The sequence below is a fragment of the Streptomyces sp. NPDC031100 genome (genome assembly GCF_055570785.1).
Window position 1 is genome coordinate 723,381 of the sequence record NZ_JBVIGN010000004.1, and the last position, 16,904, is coordinate 740,284.

Consider the following 16,904-nt stretch of genomic DNA (forward strand, 5'->3'; position numbering starts at 1 on the left):
TCTTCCAAGACTTCGAGAAAGACTCACAGACTCATGGCGAACTACACCGCCGCCGACGTCAAGAAGCTCCGTGAGCTCACCGGCGCCGGCATGATGGACTGCAAGAAGGCGCTGGACGAGGCCGAGGGCAACGTCGAGAAGGCCGTCGAGGCGCTCCGCATCAAGGGCCAGAAGGGCGTCGCCAAGCGCGAGGGCCGCTCCGCCGAGAACGGCGCCGTGGTCTCCATCATCGCCGACGACAACTCCTCCGGCGTCCTCGTCGAGCTGAAGTGCGAGACGGACTTCGTCGCCAAGGGCGAGAAGTTCCAGGCCGTCGCCACCGCGATCGCCGAGCACGTCGCCAAGACCTCCCCGGCCGACCTCGAGGCCCTGCTCGCCTCCGAGATCGAGGCCGGCAAGACCGTCCAGGCGTTCGTGGACGAGGCCAACGCCAACCTCGGCGAGAAGATCGTCCTGGACCGCTTCGCGCAGTTCGCCGACGGCTTCGTGCTCGCCTACATGCACCGCACCATGCCCGACCTGCCCCCGCAGATCGGTGTCCTCGTCGAGCTCGACAAGCCGAACGCCGAGGTCGCCAAGGGCATCGCGCAGCACATCGCCGCGTTCGCGCCGAAGTACCTCTCCCAGGAGGACGTCCCGGCCGAGGTCGTCGAGTCCGAGCGCCGCATCGCCGAGGAGACCACCCGCGCCGAGGGCAAGCCCGAGGCCGCGATCGCCAAGATCGTCGAGGGTCGTCTCAACGGCTTCTTCAAGGACGCCACGCTGCTCGGCCAGCCGTACGCGCTCGACAACAAGAAGTCGGTCCAGAAGGTGCTGGACGAGGCCGGTGTCACCCTGAAGCGCTTCGCGCGCATCAAGGTCGGCATCTGAGTCCGTACCGCGATCGACGCACGACCCGAGGAGAATTCTCGATAGGGTCGACAGCAGTCGTCCGCGCACACCGCCACACCCAGGCACGTGGCGGACGGCAGCAGATCTGACGAGGAGGCCATTGCCGCGCATGGGAGCGAAAAGCGACCCCATCGGCAGTGGCCTTCTTCGTATGTGCAACACGTGAAAGAGGCGGGATCTCCATGACCACCAAGGCCCAGAAGAGCGACGACGGCAAAGTACGCGGCCGGTTTCTGCTGAAGCTGTCCGGAGAGGCATTCTCCGGCGGCGGGGGCCTGGGCGTCGACCCGGACGTGGTGCACAAGATCGCCCGCGAGATCGCCGCCGTCGTCCGGGACGGCGCCGAGATCGCGGTCGTCATCGGCGGCGGCAACTTCTTCCGGGGCGCCGAGCTCCAGCAGCGCGGCATGGACCGGGCCCGCTCCGACTACATGGGCATGCTCGGCACCGTGATGAACTGCCTCGCCCTCCAGGACTTCCTGGAGAAGGAGGGCATCGACAGCCGGGTCCAGACCGCCATCACCATGGGCCAGGTCGCCGAGCCGTACATTCCGCTGCGCGCCGTGCGCCACCTGGAGAAGGGCCGCGTGGTCATCTTCGGCGCCGGTATGGGCATGCCGTACTTCTCCACCGACACCACCGCCGCCCAGCGCGCCCTGGAGATCGACGCCGAGGCGCTGCTCATGGGCAAGAACGGCGTGGACGGGGTCTACGACTCCGACCCCAAGACCAACCCCGACGCCGTCAAGTTCGACGCCCTCGGCTACGGCGAGGTCATCACCCGCGACCTGAAGGTCGCCGACGCCACCGCGATCACGCTGTGCCGCGACAACAAGCTGCCGATCCTCGTGTTCGAGCTGCTGGCCGAGGGCAATATCGCGCGGGCCGTCAAGGGTGAGAAGATCGGCACGCTGGTGGGTGACCAGGGCAGCCGGGACTGACCGGCACACCCCCCGTCACCCGGGGTACGACACCTGTCCGGGGGACGGACGGGACGCACCCTGGCCGGGGGATGGACAATGTCCTGCCGGTCGGGAACCGTGCAGGAAGAAGACGCGACGCAGCCGGCCGCCGCCCCGACGAGGAACCGCAGCCGGGCCTTACTCAAGACACGCAGGAGCAAGTGGTGATCGAAGAGACCCTCCTCGAGGCCGAGGAGAAGATGGAGAAGGCCGTCGTGGTCGCCAAGGAGGACTTCGCCGCGATCCGCACCGGCCGTGCGCACCCGGCGATGTTCAACAAGATCGTGGCCGACTACTACGGCGCGCTGACGCCGATCAACCAGCTGGCCTCGTTCTCCGTGCCGGAGCCGCGCATGGCGGTCGTGACCCCGTTCGACAAGAGCGCCCTGCGCAACATCGAGCAGGCGATCCGCGACTCCGACCTGGGCGTCAACCCCAGCAACGACGGCAACATCATCCGTGTGGTGTTCCCGGAGCTCACCGAGGAGCGTCGCCGCGACTACATCAAGGTCGCCAAGGCCAAGGCCGAGGACTCCCGGGTTTCCATCCGCTCCGTGCGCCGCAAGGCCAAGGACGCCCTCGACAAGGCGATCAAGGACGGCGACATCGGCGAGGACGAGGGCCGCCGTGCGGAGAAGGAGCTGGACGACACCACCCACAAGTACGTGGCCCAGGTGGACGAGCTCCTGAAGCACAAGGAAGCGGAGCTGCTCGAAGTCTGATGAGCGACTCTTCCTGGGGGGCGCCGCCACAGGCGGGGCAGGCCGGGTACTGGGGGCCCACCGAGGGTGGGCCTGTCCAGGGGGCTGCCCCGGCGGGTCCCGCGTACGATGCGCCTGAGGCGCAGCAGACTCGCCCCATGCCCATCGTGCCCGACGTACCCGCGTATGGCGGAGACCAGGACGACGACCGGGGGGCCGCTCGGCTGGGCGGCCCTTTGTTCCGAGACGAGACGCAGTACGCAGCGCAGCACTCGCCGCATCCGACGCCGAATCCGACGCTGAACCCCACACAGAGTCCGACGCAGAATCCGGAGCCCATGTCCGACGCCCCGCAGCCGGCGCCAGCGCCGCAGAAGAAGAGCGCGGGCCGTGACCTGAGCGCGGCCATAGGGGTCGGTGTCGGGCTCGGTGTGCTGATCATCGCGTCCCTGTTCATCCGCAAAGCCGTGTTCGTCGGCGTGGTCGCGGTTGCCGTGGTCGTGGGCCTGTGGGAGCTGACCAGAAGGCTGCAGGAACGCAAGGGCATCAAGGCGCCGCTCGTGCCGCTCGCGGTGGGTGGCGCGGCGATGGTGGTCGCCGGGTATGTGCGGGGTGCCGAGGGCGCGTGGGTCGCCATGGCCCTGACGGCGCTGGCCGTCCTGGTCTGGCGCATGACCGAGCCGCCGGAGGGCTATCTGAAGGACGTCACGGCGGGCGTCTTCGCGGCGTTCTACGTGCCCTTCCTGGCCACGTTCGTCGCCATGATGCTGACGGCGAAGGACGGCCCCTGGCGCGTCCTGACCTTCCTCCTCCTCACGGTCGTCAGCGACACCGGCGCGTACGCCGTCGGCTGGCGCTTCGGCAAGCACAAGCTCGCCCCGCGCATCAGCCCCGGCAAGACCCGCGAGGGCCTGCTGGGCGCCGTGCTGTTCGCGATGGTCGCGGGCGCGCTGTGCATGCACTTCCTGATCAACCACGGCACCTGGTGGCAGGGCCTGCTGCTGGGCCTCGCGGTCGCGGCCAGCGCCACCCTGGGCGACCTCGGCGAATCCATGATCAAGCGCGACCTGGGCATCAAGGACATGGGCACCTTGCTCCCCGGGCACGGCGGCATCATGGACCGGCTGGACTCCCTGCTGCCGACCGCTCCCGTGGTCTGGCTGCTCATGGTGGTGTTCGTCGGCTCGGCGTGAGCTGCGTGCGTTACGGCTTCCGGGCCCCGTCCTCAGCGCAGGGCGGGGCCCGTTGTCGTACCCGGCAACGGATGCTTCATTCGGCCTGGACGTCGTCGGCGTCCCAGTCCGGCAGGGGCCGGCCGTCCGCGGTGGTGATCTCCAGGACCGTGCAGCCCATTTGGCGTACGGCGGCGAAGAGACGGTCGCGGGCCGCTCTGCGGTCCCCCGGCGGGAAGGAGACGCGGATCTGGTGCGGGCGGGAGCGGTCGTAGGTGAGGTGCCAGTCCGCGTCGCCGGTCGCGAAGTGCTCCTGACCCTGCTCGCCGTCCTCGGACTGCCACGAGCCCCGGTCCACGGTCGGGGCCAGCACGTCCCGCAGGATCCGCAGCCGCTCGGCATACGGCCGTGAGCCCTCGGACAGCCGCAGACACCGTTGCAGACGAGGCCGGAAGGCGTTGAACCAGGGCGCTAGGCCCGGCTCCATGTCAGCCAGAACCGCGGAGCGCACCCGCCCCGCCACCCAGCCCTCGACCAACGCGACCGCGCCCGGCCCGAACTCCTCCCGCCCGGAGCCCCGGCCCACGACCACCACCGGCCACTCCTCGGGATCCCCGTCGGTACGCCAGCACAGCCGGTCGGCGCCCATCGTGGCGCCCCAGACCAGCAGGCCGTCGTACCGCTCCAGGCCGTTGTCAGGACTCGTCCCGAACGGCGTGCGCAGATACAAGTAGTCGCAGAATTCGCCCCAGCCGTACGTCCCGGCCAACAGCTTGTAGTCCGCGGGCAGCCGCACCCCGAGCTGCGCCTCTGCTGCGGCCCAGTCCCCGTGCGCGTCGACCGGCGGCTCCGGAGGCGGGGCCAGCCGGGTGAGCGCCTCCAGACCCGTCACGGCAGCTCGACCCGGCGCAGCGCCCTCTCAGCGGGCTCACCGGTACGGCGGGCGTACGCGAGCCGCTCACGCACCTCGCGCCGGGTGCGCGGCCGGTAGCCGGGGCCGCCGCAGCAGCTCTTGTGGAAACCGACGCCCGCGTTCAGCAGCACGGTGAGCGTCCGCCAGGCGGCCCGGTCCCGCCTCCGCGGCGTGGCGAGGGCCGAGCCCGCGTACATCAGCGCACCCGCACAGCGCGGACAGGTCCGCTCCCGCCACGGGTCGTAGCACTGCTTGTACGACACGCGGCAGGACAGACAGACGTACGAGGTCTTGGCGGCAGGCATGCGGCCAGCCTAGGGAGACCCGGGATCCCGGCCAAGCGGTTTCCGGCACCCGGCAGCGACGACGGCCGGGGCCGCCCTGTCGATCGTCGGCTGAGGTCGGTGCCACAACCGTGCCAGATTCTGGAGCCTCAGCGGATCTCGAAACACCAGGTCAGTGGCGTGACGCGGCTGTTCCCGTGTGGATCTGTGCCGACGGCCACAGCGAGCGGGATTCACGTAGGCTCATACTGAGCTATGACAAAGCCTGCGGCACCGAAGCGTCATTTGCCTACCAGCCCCTTCAAGGCCCCGGTCACACCGGCTCCCAAGCACTTCGCCATGGGCGACCAGGTCACACATGACATGTACGGCCTCGGCCGAGTGGTCGGCATCGAGGAAGGAATCGCGGCGCTCGTGGATTTCGGCTCGGCGCAGATGCGGATCTTGAGCCCGTACGCCAAGATGACCAAGCTGTAGGACCTCTGTGCCTCTCACGGCACGCCAGGCCCCATCAGGGACCTGCAACGAAAGGCAGACCTCTCATCGACCCGACGTCGCTGTTCTCCGCCCTGGAAGGGCAACCCCGCCGTTCCGCTGCAGTATCGCCGCCTCCGACCATAAATCCCTTCCAGGCCCCGGATTTCGGAGAAGACGAGACCTTCTGGTCCGAGGATGCACAGGAGCCCTCCCCGGGCCGCGGGGCGGCGCGGCCCAAGGCTGCCTAGCGGAGTGCGCAACGTGCGCCCGGCCACGCCCACGGGAGAGGGGGTGCGCGGCCGGTGCTGACAGGTCGTCCTCTGGCCATCGACGAAGCCCGACCGTCGGTTAGGCCCGGACGAGTCTCCGAGCCACCCCCAGACAGGCCGGGGATGCAACCATTCCCTTCAGAGCTGGAACCCCCGGAAACCGACCGCGCGCTTGAGACCATAGACGCAAGCACTGACAACGGACCTGCCGGCGATCGACCGTTGAGCGGTGAGTGTCCCACCGCGTGACGACGCAGACGCCGAGCGGCGGACGCCCAAGAAGCTTCAAGTCCCGCACCAATGAACCAGATCTGAAGGCCCGCACGTGCCGTGCGGGCCTTCTGATTGCTGCTCTCCGGGCCGCGTGGCGGCGCGGATCGCATGGCTCAGCGAGGTGCGTAGGCCACGCGCTCGAAGGGCCACTCGCGGGCCGGCCAGTCGCTGACGACACGGTAGAGCTCGGCGTCGAGGGAAGCATGGTCCGCGCGGACCCAGGAGCGGACGTCGGTAACACCGGGCTCCTGGCATGAGCCGTATACCGTGAGCCGTATACGTAGACACAGCCGATGACGTCGTCCCCGGGTCCGACAGGACGGTGTAGGTGAAGCCGACGCGCCGGTCGAAGTCCTTGTGATGCTTGACGTCTGCCCTGGACGATCTTCCGGCGGTTGTGTTCGCCGGACTTGCGGACCGCCACCTCCTGGCACAGCCGCGGCCGAGCCGGCGCCGGCGCCCGGCTACGGGCGCTGGATCGTCCCGTCCGCCGAGATGTGGGCGGCGTGCGCGCCGAAGTCCTCCTCCGACACGCTGGAGACGAGGTCGATCGCCTCGCCGCCCGGCTCCGGCGTGCCGGGCTCCACGATCTGGGTCGGGCGCAGGCGCCCGGACACGTAGGTGCCGTCGGAGCGGAGGGTCAGTTGCAGCACGCCGCTGGTGGAGAGTGTGCCGCCGAGGCCGAGCACCTTGTACCCGGAGAAGTTCCCCAGGCTGTAGGCGATCAGTCGGCCCTTGTAGAACTCCATTCCCCGCATCACGTGCGGGCCGCTGCCCACGACGAGGTCGGCGCCGGCGTCGATCACCGCACGGCTGAAGCGGTAGCTGTCGCCACGGTCCTCACCGAGGAAGTACTCGGTGCCGGGCTCTACATGGGTGCGGTCCGAGCCCTCCGCGCCGGCGTGCATCATGACGATCACGACGTCCGCCATCGTTGCGGCGCGGGCGGTGAGGCGCTTTGCGGCGGGGATGTTCGTGAGGTCGTTCGCCCCTCGGTCGGGAGCGAACCCGATCAGTGCGACCCGGATGCCATGTGGCCGCTGGATGGTGATCTGACCCAGGCGGCCGGTGAACGGCAGGTTCACGGAGCGCAGGGCGGCGAACGTCTCGCGCCGCCCCTCCGCCCCGAAGTCGTCGACATGATTGTTCGCCATGTTCAGGACCGTGAACCCGGCCTTCTTGAACCAGCGGCCGTAGGACGGCGGGGCGTGGAACGCGAAGCAGTTCGGGCTGTCGTTGTCATCGCACTTGCTGGAACCGCCGGTGGTGAGTGTGCCCTCCAGGTTCCCAAGCACCACATCGCCGGCGAGCAGGTCGTCGACAGGGTCGAAGAACGAGGCGCCGCCATCCGGCGGCAGGTCGTCCGGCAGCGAGCCCATCACGATGTCTCCCACGGCGGCGATCCGCACGTTGCCGGCAGGGCGCGGCGCCGCCGGCGCACCGGACGCCGCGGTCCCGGACGTCCGCTGGGGGGCTTGCGCGGAGCCGATGGAGGCTGCGTCCTCGGAGCCGGCGCGGAATACGAACGCCGCAACGACCACCACGCCGGTCCCGACCAGACCGAGGGCGCACAGGAGGTGACGGCGCACCGGCTTCTGCCGCTCGCGCCGCTGCTGGGGGCGCTGTCCGACGGACCTGATCATTGGCTCATGCTACGAAGCGGACACCGTTACTTCACGGAGGGTCATCGGCTGGCGTGTTCCCGACGGCGTTCCCGTTCTTGCTCGACGCCGTCCGCGCCGCCTCGCAGCACCGGCCACGAGCCGGGCGGGCCTGCGTAGTGTCCAGCAAGGCGTAGACCGTTGCCCGGGAGGGCACCGGCACGGTGCCTCTGCGCTCCAACTCGTGGACCAGCCTGCGCGGACCCCGGCTCGGGATGCCGACGCCGTAACTCACACACCACCGCCTCCCATACCGGGCAGCGACTTGAGTGACCGGAACCCCCGCGGCAACCTCCATCGCCGCGTGATACCGCTGCTCGACCACGCTCAGCTCCACCAGCACGGGCCGAGGCAAGCGGTGTCAACTGCGACACTGTTAAGGCCATGCCTAAGCCCGGAGAACTGGCAGTAGTTGGGCAGCAATAAGCCCCCTACCAGCGCGTTCGGCGCGGATGGGGGGCCTGGTGTGGGTCACTGGGCCGTCTCTGGGCCGTCAGACTCGCGCGGGGCCGGGAGAAGCACCCCATCCACGGCCTTTCTCGCCATCCTCCCCGGCCTCGGCGATCAAGCCAGCCGCCGCGAGAGCGGGCCTCCGCTCCTGGATGTTGAAGTTGCCGCGCCAGACAAGTCCGCTCGCGGTGTTCGTGAACAGGAGGCGGGCCGACACTATGGAGGAGGCGCCGTTCGCGAGTGCCGGCCGAGTGCGGCGTGCGGGGGGAGCTGGGGAGAGTGGTTGGTTGATGGGGGCGGGACTCGACCATTGAGCCTTCCCCGACCTCGTTGGGTTGCCGATGTCACGCTCTCGCCAGGTGCGAGCCCCCGGTGAACTCCGGCGCGCTTCCGTACTTCTGGCACGCGCCGCTTGGACATATCTGCCACGGGAAGAACGTGGGCAAGCAACCAGGAGGACGAAGTGGCCTACTCCAGGGACAAGCTCATTGACATGGCCATCGAGGGCGCCGTCCGACGCCTTGGTGCCATAGCCGTCGAGGAGGCATATAGGTTGGCGACGGCCGCAAAGAAGTGGGTGCAGGACCACCCCGACGAGGTCAAGAGGATCATGAAGCGTGCCAGGGACGTGTGGACTGCCCTGGCATTGCTTGTCCGGGAGATCATTCTTGTGATCACTGGCGCTAGTCCTGATGAGCAACGCTGGAGCGGCGTCTCCGAACCCACATAAGGCGGCGCGAGGCTAGGAGATGAGGCCGATGCAGCCTGTGCAGGTACAGCAGCGAGGTACAGCAACCACAGCCACACGGGCCCTCTGGCCTGTAGGTGCCGGTCTGTCCGTCCGCGATCATGACGGCGGTTGTCAGCAGCAGGCAGACACGGACGATGGTCTGGGCTCTGGCAAGAGGGGGGTTGGCAGCCGTGATGGCTCCTTGCTTGTCCTGCAGTCGACCACGGGCTTGGTGTTCAGATCTGCTCGGTGGGGCGGACGAGCAGTTCGGCGACATTTACGTGTCGGGGGCGGGTGACGATGTAGCCGACGGTGTCGGCGATGTCCTGGCTCTGCAGCCGATCGATCTCGCCGATGGCGGTGGCGAGTTGCTGCTGGACGACGGCCGTGTTGTGCGTGCGCAGTTCGGTGTCGACGCTACCCGGCTCGACGACGGACACGCGCACGTGCTGGCGTGCCAGTTCCTGACGCAGGGCCTCGCTGAAGGCGCCGACGCCGAACTTGGTGGCGCAGTACACGGCGGACATGGCGAAGGCGCCGCGGCCGGCGAGTGAGCCGATGTTGACGATGTCGGCGATATGACGCGGCTCCTCGGCGGCTGCCTTGATCAGGTGGGGAATCGCCGCGTGGGTGCTGTACATCAGCCCCATGAGATTGATGTCGATCATGCGGCGCCAGTCGTCCAGGTCCGCGCTGGGGGCGGGCCCGAGCAGCATGAGGCCGGCGTTGTTGACCAGCGTGTCCAGGCGGCCCAGGCCCTCGACGGTCCGCTCGACCGCTTCGGCGGCGGCCTGGGCATCAGTGATGTCGGCGGGCACGACCAGGGCCGTTCCACCGGCGGCGGTGATCTCCCCGGCGAGATCGGTGAGGCGGTCCTCGCGTCGGCCGACCAGGGCCACGGAAGCGCCCTCGCGGGCAAGCTCCAGTGCGGTGGCGTGGCCGATACCGCTGGAGGCTCCGGTGACCAGGGCGACGGTTCCTTCAAGACGACGAGTCATGGGTTCAAACCTTTCGATGAGCGGCCACGTTTGCTGCGGGCCGCACGGGTAGGGGAGGACGGCCCTATGGGCAGGGCCGTACGAGGGTGGAGGCCACTCAAGGCCGGGCCAAGGGCACAATGGGGAAGTGAGCAGCTCTGGGCAGAAGACCACCAACGCCGCACGTCAAGAGATCAAGAGCGAGGGAGAACTACCGCCCCGCGAACGCCTGGTCCGGGCTGCGTCGCGGCTGTTCTATTACGAGGGCGTCCGCGCGATCGGCGTGGAGCGGTTGATCGCCGAGGCCGGGGTGACCAAGGCGACCTTCTACCGCCACTTCGCCTCCAAGGACGACCTGGTCGTGGCCTATCTGCTGACCAAGGACGCCTACTACCGGCAGGTGGCCGAACCGTTGGCCGCCGAGCACCCGCCCGCGGCGGCGATCGACCTGATCTTCGAGGCGATCTCCGAGCATGCCCGCGAGCGCGGATTTCGCGGATCGCCGTTCCTGAACGCGGCCGCCGAGTACCCGGACGCCGACCATCCGGTCCGCGGCCTGGTGACGTCCCACCGGGACTGGATCCGCACCCTTTTCCAGGATCTGCTCACCCGGCTCGGTCACGCCGACCCGAAGTCGGCCGCCGGTGCACTGCTGATGCTGTACGACGGCGCGATGGCAGCCGGCTACCTGGATGACTGGTCGGCCGCGCACAAGACCCTGCTGGACGCGGTCCGGCTGATCCGGTCGGGGAGCTGACCCCGTCGGGAAGGGCGCGAGACGGCGGCCTCTGCGGGGCTCCGGCCAGGCCGGGGCACGGATTGCTTTCATGGAACCCTGTGATCTTTCGTCGGTGTGCGCCGGGAACCCACTGGCACTCCTGTACCTGGAGGCGGTCCCGCACGGAAGGCCGAGAGACAGCATCCCACTAGGTAGGAAGACCGGTCGTTCTCCCTGTCGAAGATAGCCCTCTTGGTGCCCCGGCGCCAGCGGTCGGATCGCTTGTGGGATCCCTCACGCTCGCCGCACCTCGCTCCTGGAGGAGGGCGATCAGTGACGACCTGCGACGACCGTTGACGACAGGTGCCGGAAGCGACAACCTCAGGTCATCCACTTGGATCTGCGACACTGGTACAGCCATGCCTAAGCCCGGAGAACTCACTTTCGTCGCCCCGCGCGGAGCCAAGAAGCCGCCGCGGCACCTTGCCGATCTCACGCCCGCCCAGCGCAAGGACGCGGTGGCCGAGATCGGGGAGAAGCCGTTTCGTGCCAAGCAGCTCTCGCAGCACTACTTCGCGCGGTACGCGCACGACCCCGAGCAGTGGACGGACATCCCGGCCGGTTCGCGGGACAAGCTGCGCGAGGCGCTGTTCCCGGAGCTGATGACCGTCGTGCGGCATCAGTCGACCGACGAGGGGACGACCCGCAAGACGCTGTGGCGGCTGTTCGACGGCACGCTCGTGGAGTCGGTGCTGATGCGGTACCCGGACCGGGTGACCATGTGCATCAGCTCGCAGGCGGGATGCGGGATGAACTGTCCGTTCTGTGCGACTGGCCAGGCGGGGCTGGACCGGAATCTGTCCACCGCCGAGATCGTCCATCAGATCGTCGACGGGATGCGGGCGCTGCGGGACGGGGAGGTGCCCGGTGGGCCGGCGCGGCTGTCCAACATCGTCTTCATGGGGATGGGGGAGCCGCTCGCCAACTACAACCGGGTCGTGGGAGCCATCCGCGCGCTCACCGATCCCGCGCCGGACGGACTCGGGCTCTCCCAGCGCGGCATCACGGTGTCGACGGTCGGGCTCGTGCCCGCCATCCACCGGCTCGCCGACGAGGGCCTCAAGTGCCGGCTCGCGATCTCCCTGCACGCGCCGGACGACGAGCTGCGCGACACCCTCGTCCCCGTGAACACGCGGTGGAAGGTGCGCGAGGTGCTGGACGCCGGGTTCGAGTACGTCGAGAAGTCCGGGCGTCGGCTGTCGATCGAGTACGCGCTCATCCGCGACATCAACGACCAGGCCTGGCGCGGTGACCGGCTCGGGCGGCTGCTCAAGGGCAAGCCCGTGCACGTCAACCTCATTCCGCTGAACCCGACGCCGGGGTCGAAGTGGACCGCCTCGCGGCCGGAGGACGAGAAGGCGTTCGTGGAGGCCATTGCGGCCCACGGGGTGCCCGTGACCATCCGGGATACGCGGGGGCAGGAGATCGACGGAGCCTGTGGTCAGCTCGCGGCCACCGAGCGGTAATCTGGCCACCTCAACCACATCTTCATATTCCGACAGGGGAGCGCCACAGCGCTGAGAGTGCGGCAATCGGGCCGCAGACCCTCTGAACCTTGCCCAGGTCATTCTGGGTAGGAAGTTCGGTCATCACTCAAGCTGTCGTGCCCTGCCCGGATTCCTCTCACAAGGACCGGGCGGGGCCGCGTTCTTCCTGGCCAACCCCCAGGAGGACACTCACGTGCACACCAAGACCCTCGTGGCCGCGGCGGTCGGCCTCGGCCTGCTCACCTTGTCCGCGTGCGGATCGACGGACACCAAGGGCGCCGCGGACTCCAAGACCGTGACCCTCGTCAGCCACGACTCGTGGGCGCTCTCCAAGAGCGTGCAGAAGGACTTCGAGAAGCAGTCCGGGTACAAGCTCAAGGTCCTCGAGGACGGCGACGCCGGGCAGGCCGTCAACAAGGCGATCCTGACCAAGGACAACCCGCAGGGCGACGTCTTCTTCGGCGTCGACAACACCCTGCTGTCCCGGGCCCTCGACAACGGGCTGTTCCAGTCGTACCAGGCGAAGGGCCTCGACACGGTCGGCGCCGCCTACCAGCTCGACCAGGGCAAGCACCGGGTCACGCCCGTCGACTACGGCGACATCTGCGTCAACTACGACAAGGCCTACTTCAGCGAGCACAAGCTGACCCCGCCGCAGACCTTCGCCGACCTCGCCAAGCCCGAGTACAAGAACCTCCTCGTCACCGAGAACGCCGCCACCGCCTCGCCCGGCCTCGGCTTCCTGCTGGGCAGCGCCGCGCAGTTCGGCGATGGGGGCACCTCCCGCTCGAGCGAAGCCGAAAGTGGGGGAGGCTGGCAGGGCTACTGGAAGAAGCTCAAGGCCAACGGCGTCAAGGTCGTCGACGGCTGGGAGCAGGCCTACCGCCAGGAGTTCTCCGGCTCGTCCGAGGGCAAGAAGGCGGGCGGCGACCGGCCGCTCGTGGTGTCGTACGCCTCCTCCCCGCCCGCCGAGGTGATCTACGCCAAGAAGCGGCCCAGCACCGCCCCGACCGGCGTCGCGACCGGCACCTGCTTCCGGCAGATCGAGTTCGCCGGGCTGCTGAGCAACGCGAAGAACACCAAGGGTGCCAAGGCGTTCATCGACTTCCTGCTCTCCAAGGAGTTCCAGCAGGACATGCCGCTGAACATGTTTGTGTACCCGGTGGTGCAGGGCGCCGCGGTGCCGGCCGACTTCACCAAGTACGGGCCGGCCGCCAAGGACCCCGAGACCATGGCACCCGGCAAGATCGCCGCCAACCGCGACCAGTGGGTCAAGGCGTGGACGTCGCTCGTACTGAAGTAGCCGAGGGGACGGCGCGAGGGAGCGCGGCGCGGCTGGGGCTCATGGCCCTGCCCGTCGCGTTCTTCGCCGTCTTCTTCGCCTGGCCCGTGGCCGCGATCGTCGTGCGCGGGCTGAAGGCGGACGGCGCCTGGCAGTTCGGGCGGATGGCGGACGTCGTCACCCAGCCGGACATCCGGCACGTGCTGTGGTTCACCACGTGGCAGGCGCTCGCCTCCACCGTGCTCACCCTGCTGCCGGCCCTGCCGGCCGCCTACGTCTTCGCGCGCCTGGACTTCCCGGGCAAGCAGCTGCTGCGGGCCGTCGTCACGGTTCCGTTCGTGCTGCCGACCGTGGTCGTCGGTACGGCGTTCCTCGCGCTCGTCGGGCGTGGCGGGCTCCTCGACGAGCTGTGGGGCGTACGACTGGACACCACGGTGTGGGCGATCCTGCTGGCGCACGTCTTCTTCAACTACGCGGTCGTCGTCCGCACGGTCGGCGGGCTGTGGGCCCAGCTCGACCCCCGGCAGGAGCAGGCTGCCCGGATGCTCGGCGCGTCCCCGCTGCGGGCCTGGCGGAAGGTGACGCTGCCCGCCCTCGTCCCCGCGGTGGCCGCCGCCGCGGTGATGGTGTTCCTGTTCACCTTCACCTCCTTCGGCGTGGTCCAGATCCTCGGCGGCCCCACCTTCTCCACCCTCGAAGTGGAGATCTACCGGCAGACCTCCGAGGTCTTCGACCTGTCCACGGCCGCCGTGCTCACCCTCGTCCAGTTCGTCGCCGTGGGCGCGATCCTCGCCGTGCACGCCTGGACGGTACGGCGGCGGGAGACCGCCCTGCGCCTCGTCGACCCGAAGGTGACCGCCCGCCGGCCGCGCGGGGCCGGGCAGTGGGCCCTGCTCGCCGGGGTCCTCCTCACCATCGCCCTGCTGCTGGTCCTGCCGCTCGCCGTGCTCGTACGGCGCTCCCTCGACGCACCCGGCTTCGGCTACTACCGCGCCCTGACCGACGCCGACGGCGGCACCTTCCTCGTGGCGCCGCTGCACGCCGTGTGGACCTCCCTCGAGTACGCCGTCGCCGCCACCGCCATCGCCGTACTGATCGGCGGACTCGCGGCCGCCGCGCTGGCCCGCAGGGACGCGGGACGGCTGATGCGCGGCTTCGACGCGCTGCTCATGCTGCCGCTCGGCGTCTCCGCCGTGACCGTCGGCTTCGGCTTCCTGATCGCGCTGGACCAACCCCCGCTGGATCTGAGGCAGTCCTGGATCCTCGTCCCGCTCGCGCAGGCGCTGGTGGGCGCCCCCTTCGTCGTACGGACCATGCTGCCCGTGCTGCGGGCGGTGGACGGACGGCTCAGGGAGGCGGCGGCCGTGCTCGGGGCCTCGCCCTGGCGGGTGTGGCGGGAGGTCGATCTGCCGCTGGTGCGGCGGGCGCTGCTGATCGCGGCCGGGTTCGCCTTCGCCGTGTCCCTCGGGGAGTTCGGGGCGACGGTGTTCATCGCCCGGCCCGACAACCCGACGCTCCCGGTCGCCGTGGCCCGGCTGCTGAGCCGGCCCGGGGACCTCAACTACGGGCAGGCGATGGCCCTGTCCACGATTCTGATGGCGGTGTGCGCGGCCGCGCTGCTGGTCCTGGAGCGCCTGCGCACCGACCGGACGGGGGAGTTCTGATGCTGCTGAGCCTTGCGACCGCGACCGTGCGCTTCGGCGGGCGGCCCGTGCTCGACGCGGTCGACCTCGATGTGGCCGAGCACGAGGTGGTGTGTGTCCTCGGACCCAGCGGCAGTGGAAAGTCGACGCTGCTCAGGGCGGTGGCCGGGCTGCAACCGCTGGACTCGGGGCGGGTGTTGCTCGACGGCCGGGACCAGGCGGGCGTGCCCGCGCACCGGCGCGGCGTCGGACTGATGTTCCAGGACCACCAGCTCTTTCCGCAGCGGGACGTCGGCGGCAACGTGGCCTTCGGGCTGCGGATGCACGGTGTGCCGAAGGGCGGACGGGACGCCGAGGTCGGGCAGTTGCTGGAGCTGGTCGGACTGCCAGGGGCGGCCCGGCGGGCCGTGGCCGGGCTGTCCGGCGGTGAACAGCAGCGTGTGGCCCTCGCCCGGGCCCTCGCGCCGCGGCCCCGGCTGCTGATGCTGGACGAGCCCCTCGGCCAGCTCGACCGCTCGCTGCGGGAACGGCTGGTGGTCGAACTGAGGGATCTCTTCGGCCGGTTGGGTACGACCGTGCTCGCCGTCACCCACGACCAGGGCGAGGCCTTCGCGCTGGCCGACCGGGTGGTGGTGATGCGGGACGGGCGCATCGCCCAGTCCGGGACGCCGCTGGAGGTCTGGCAGCGGCCCGCGGACGCGTTCGTGGCCCGCTTCCTGGGCTTCGACAACGTGGTCCCGGCGACCGTGGCGGGTGCGGCGGCGGACACCCCGTGGGGCAAGCTGCCCGTGCCCGACGGCGCACCCCAGGGCACCCGGCAGCTGCTGGTCCGGCCCGCCGGAGTACGGCTGGTGGCCGCCGACGAGGGCCTGCCCTGCACGGTGACCGCCCGCACCTTCCGGGGCACCCACGTGGCCGTCCACCTCCAGCCCCGGGACGGCGGCCCGCGCCTGGAGGCCGCCTGTGCGCTGCGGGACGCGCCGGAGACGGGCACCGAGGTGGGGGTCGAGTTCGACGTGGCCGAAATCGTCGTTCTCGCGTGATCACCGCGCCTTAGGGTGAGGCTATGACTTTGCTCGCACATGACCGTTACTGCGACGAAATCGCCCACCAGGTCGCCCAGTTGAGGGCCGTCCTGACCTCCGGCACCGATCTGTCCGCCACCGTGCCGACCTGCCCGGACTGGACCCTGGAACAGCTCGTACGCCATATGGGGCGTGCCCTGCGCTGGGTGGACGCCCTGGTGCGCAGCCGGGCCGAGGAGAACATCCCGCACGAGCAGGTGCCGCTCGGCGCGGGACCGGAGGAGCGGGGCGACGCGGCTGCCCTGGACGCGTGGCTCGCTAAGAGCGGCGAGCTGGTGGTCGGTGCGCTGCGCGAGGCCGGGCCGGACACCAAGGTGTGGAGCTGGCAGGGGACCGCGACCTCCGGCTTCTGGGCCCGCCGTATGACCCACGAGATCACCATCCACCGCGCCGACGCGACGCTCACCGCCCAGGTGCCCTACGAGGTGGCGCCCGAGATCGCCGCCGATGCACTCGACGAGTGGCTGGACATCGCCCTGTTCCTCCAGCAGTTCCGCGGCCACGAAGAGGCCTACCGCCTGGACGGGCCCACGCGCACCATCCACCTCCACGCCACGGACGCCGACCCCGCCCTGAACGCCGAGTGGCTGGTGGAGTTCGGCGCGGACGGCATCCGCTGGCGGCGCGGCCACGAGAAGGCCACGGTCGCCCTGCGCGGCCCGCTCGTCCCGGTCCTGCTCGCCTTCTACCGGCGGCTGCCGCTGGACGCCCCCGGCCTGGAGGTGCTGGGCGACCGCGAGGTGCTGGAGTTCTGGCTCCAGCGGGCGAGCTTCGGCTGAACACGACCGCGGGGGGGGCGCCGGGGGGGGGGGGGGGGGGGGGGGGGGGGGGGGGGGGGGGGGGGGGGGGTTGTTGGTGTTTTTTCCCCC

Annotated in this window: 16 protein-coding genes and 1 pseudogene; 12 read left to right on the forward strand and 5 right to left on the reverse strand. The window is 69.7% G+C overall.

Translation table 11 applies throughout. The features are described 5' to 3' along the window. Positions 1 to 33 precede the first annotated feature (33 nt). The 4 genes from tsf (at position 34) to ACZ5DS_RS15240 (ending at position 3,747) form a co-directional block, all read left to right on the forward strand. Positions 34 to 870, forward strand: coding sequence for a translation elongation factor Ts (gene tsf / locus ACZ5DS_RS15225; RefSeq protein WP_468237890.1), 837 nt, complete (start codon positions 34 to 36; stop codon positions 868 to 870). A 203-nt stretch (positions 871 to 1,073) separates the two neighbouring features. After that, positions 1,074 to 1,832 carry a UMP kinase gene (gene pyrH, locus ACZ5DS_RS15230; RefSeq protein ID WP_031167360.1) on the forward strand — a complete coding sequence of 253 codons (759 nt, stop codon included), beginning with the start codon at positions 1,074 to 1,076 and terminating at the stop codon, positions 1,830 to 1,832. Positions 1,833 to 2,017: 185 nt separating this feature from the next. Next, positions 2,018 to 2,575 carry a ribosome recycling factor gene (gene frr / locus ACZ5DS_RS15235; protein WP_403961437.1) on the forward strand — a complete coding sequence of 186 codons (558 nt, stop codon included), beginning with the start codon at positions 2,018 to 2,020 and terminating at the stop codon, positions 2,573 to 2,575. After that, positions 2,575 to 3,747 (forward strand): phosphatidate cytidylyltransferase, encoded by a 1,173-nt coding sequence (locus ACZ5DS_RS15240; protein ID WP_468237893.1) that lies wholly within the window; start codon positions 2,575 to 2,577, stop codon positions 3,745 to 3,747. Before frr ends, ACZ5DS_RS15240 begins: the two co-directional genes overlap by 1 nt. A 76-nt stretch (positions 3,748 to 3,823) precedes the next feature. Here the strand turns inward: ACZ5DS_RS15240 and ACZ5DS_RS15245 are convergent, their stop codons facing one another. Then, positions 3,824 to 4,618 carry an SMI1/KNR4 family protein gene (locus ACZ5DS_RS15245; RefSeq protein ID WP_468237896.1) on the reverse strand — a complete coding sequence of 265 codons (795 nt, stop codon included), beginning with the start codon at positions 4,616 to 4,618 and terminating at the stop codon, positions 3,824 to 3,826. Further along, positions 4,615 to 4,944, reverse strand: a complete 330-nt coding sequence (locus tag ACZ5DS_RS15250) for a deoxyxylulose-5-phosphate synthase (RefSeq protein ID WP_468237898.1) — start codon at positions 4,942 to 4,944, stop codon at positions 4,615 to 4,617. The genes ACZ5DS_RS15245 and ACZ5DS_RS15250 overlap by 4 nt, the downstream gene beginning before the upstream one ends. A 234-nt stretch (positions 4,945 to 5,178) precedes the next feature. Between ACZ5DS_RS15250 and ACZ5DS_RS15255 the strand changes: the two genes are divergently transcribed. Further along, positions 5,179 to 5,400 carry a hypothetical protein gene (locus tag ACZ5DS_RS15255; protein ID WP_468237901.1) on the forward strand — a complete coding sequence of 74 codons (222 nt, stop codon included), beginning with the start codon at positions 5,179 to 5,181 and terminating at the stop codon, positions 5,398 to 5,400. A gap of 1,006 nt (positions 5,401 to 6,406) precedes the next feature. On the opposite strand, the gene ACZ5DS_RS15260 is transcribed toward ACZ5DS_RS15255, so the two are convergent. Together ACZ5DS_RS15260 and ACZ5DS_RS15265 are read right to left on the reverse strand one after the other, a co-directional pair. After that, entirely contained in the window at positions 6,407 to 7,585 is a 1,179-nt protein-coding gene (locus tag ACZ5DS_RS15260) for a CapA family protein (protein WP_468237904.1), read from the reverse strand. A gap of 142 nt (positions 7,586 to 7,727) precedes the next feature. Further along, positions 7,728 to 7,934: pseudogene (locus ACZ5DS_RS15265) on the reverse strand (IS481 family transposase); the annotation flags it as partial. A 582-nt stretch (positions 7,935 to 8,516) separates the two neighbouring features. Between ACZ5DS_RS15265 and ACZ5DS_RS15270 the strand changes: the two are divergent. Next, positions 8,517 to 8,783: a hypothetical protein gene (locus ACZ5DS_RS15270; protein ID WP_468237906.1), complete on the forward strand. Its 267-nt coding sequence runs from the start codon at positions 8,517 to 8,519 to the stop codon at positions 8,781 to 8,783. Between the two features lie 236 nt (positions 8,784 to 9,019). Here the strand turns inward: ACZ5DS_RS15270 and ACZ5DS_RS15275 are convergent, their stop codons facing one another. Further along, entirely contained in the window at positions 9,020 to 9,781 is a 762-nt protein-coding gene (locus ACZ5DS_RS15275; RefSeq protein WP_468237909.1) for an SDR family NAD(P)-dependent oxidoreductase, read from the reverse strand. A 127-nt stretch (positions 9,782 to 9,908) separates the two neighbouring features. Between ACZ5DS_RS15275 and ACZ5DS_RS15280 the strand changes: the two genes are divergently transcribed. The 6 genes from ACZ5DS_RS15280 to ACZ5DS_RS15305 all read left to right on the forward strand — a co-directional run bounded on the left by ACZ5DS_RS15280 (position 9,909) and on the right by ACZ5DS_RS15305 (position 16,814). Then, positions 9,909 to 10,517 carry a TetR/AcrR family transcriptional regulator gene (locus tag ACZ5DS_RS15280; protein WP_468237912.1) on the forward strand — a complete coding sequence of 203 codons (609 nt, stop codon included), beginning with the start codon at positions 9,909 to 9,911 and terminating at the stop codon, positions 10,515 to 10,517. Between the two features lie 380 nt (positions 10,518 to 10,897). Further along, positions 10,898 to 12,004 carry a dual-specificity RNA methyltransferase RlmN gene (rlmN, locus tag ACZ5DS_RS15285; protein ID WP_468237915.1) on the forward strand — a complete coding sequence of 369 codons (1,107 nt, stop codon included), beginning with the start codon at positions 10,898 to 10,900 and terminating at the stop codon, positions 12,002 to 12,004. A 214-nt stretch (positions 12,005 to 12,218) separates the two neighbouring features. Further along, complete coding sequence (locus ACZ5DS_RS15290; RefSeq protein WP_468237918.1) at positions 12,219 to 13,328, forward strand: thiamine ABC transporter substrate-binding protein; 1,110 nt, start codon at positions 12,219 to 12,221, stop codon at positions 13,326 to 13,328. Between the two features lie 41 nt (positions 13,329 to 13,369). Next, positions 13,370 to 14,971 carry an ABC transporter permease gene (locus tag ACZ5DS_RS15295; protein WP_468237921.1) on the forward strand — a complete coding sequence of 534 codons (1,602 nt, stop codon included), beginning with the start codon at positions 13,370 to 13,372 and terminating at the stop codon, positions 14,969 to 14,971. Continuing rightward, positions 14,971 to 15,993 (forward strand): ABC transporter ATP-binding protein, encoded by a 1,023-nt coding sequence (locus ACZ5DS_RS15300; protein WP_468237924.1) that lies wholly within the window; start codon positions 14,971 to 14,973, stop codon positions 15,991 to 15,993. The genes ACZ5DS_RS15295 and ACZ5DS_RS15300 overlap by 1 nt, the downstream gene beginning before the upstream one ends. 23 nt (positions 15,994 to 16,016) lie before the next feature. Further along, entirely contained in the window at positions 16,017 to 16,814 is a 798-nt protein-coding gene (locus tag ACZ5DS_RS15305; RefSeq protein WP_468237926.1) for a maleylpyruvate isomerase family mycothiol-dependent enzyme, read from the forward strand. Positions 16,815 to 16,904 lie beyond the last annotated feature (90 nt).

Coding starts and splice junctions, on each gene's coding strand:
- tsf (WP_468237890.1), top strand. CDS start 34: ATGGCGAACTACACCGCCGCCGACGTCAAGAAGCTCCGTGAGCTCACC.
- ACZ5DS_RS15250 (WP_468237898.1), bottom strand. CDS start 4,944: ATGCCTGCCGCCAAGACCTCGTACGTCTGTCTGTCCTGCCGCGTGTCG.
- ACZ5DS_RS15275 (WP_468237909.1), bottom strand. CDS start 9,781: ATGACTCGTCGTCTTGAAGGAACCGTCGCCCTGGTCACCGGAGCCTCC.
- ACZ5DS_RS15305 (WP_468237926.1), top strand. CDS start 16,017: ATGACTTTGCTCGCACATGACCGTTACTGCGACGAAATCGCCCACCAG.
- ACZ5DS_RS15240 (WP_468237893.1), top strand. CDS start 2,575: ATGAGCGACTCTTCCTGGGGGGCGCCGCCACAGGCGGGGCAGGCCGGG.
- pyrH (WP_031167360.1), top strand. CDS start 1,074: ATGACCACCAAGGCCCAGAAGAGCGACGACGGCAAAGTACGCGGCCGG.
- ACZ5DS_RS15295 (WP_468237921.1), top strand. CDS start 13,370: ATGGCCCTGCCCGTCGCGTTCTTCGCCGTCTTCTTCGCCTGGCCCGTG.
- ACZ5DS_RS15255 (WP_468237901.1), top strand. CDS start 5,179: ATGACAAAGCCTGCGGCACCGAAGCGTCATTTGCCTACCAGCCCCTTC.
- ACZ5DS_RS15260 (WP_468237904.1), bottom strand. CDS start 7,585: ATGATCAGGTCCGTCGGACAGCGCCCCCAGCAGCGGCGCGAGCGGCAG.
- rlmN (WP_468237915.1), top strand. CDS start 10,898: ATGCCTAAGCCCGGAGAACTCACTTTCGTCGCCCCGCGCGGAGCCAAG.
- ACZ5DS_RS15300 (WP_468237924.1), top strand. CDS start 14,971: ATGCTGCTGAGCCTTGCGACCGCGACCGTGCGCTTCGGCGGGCGGCCC.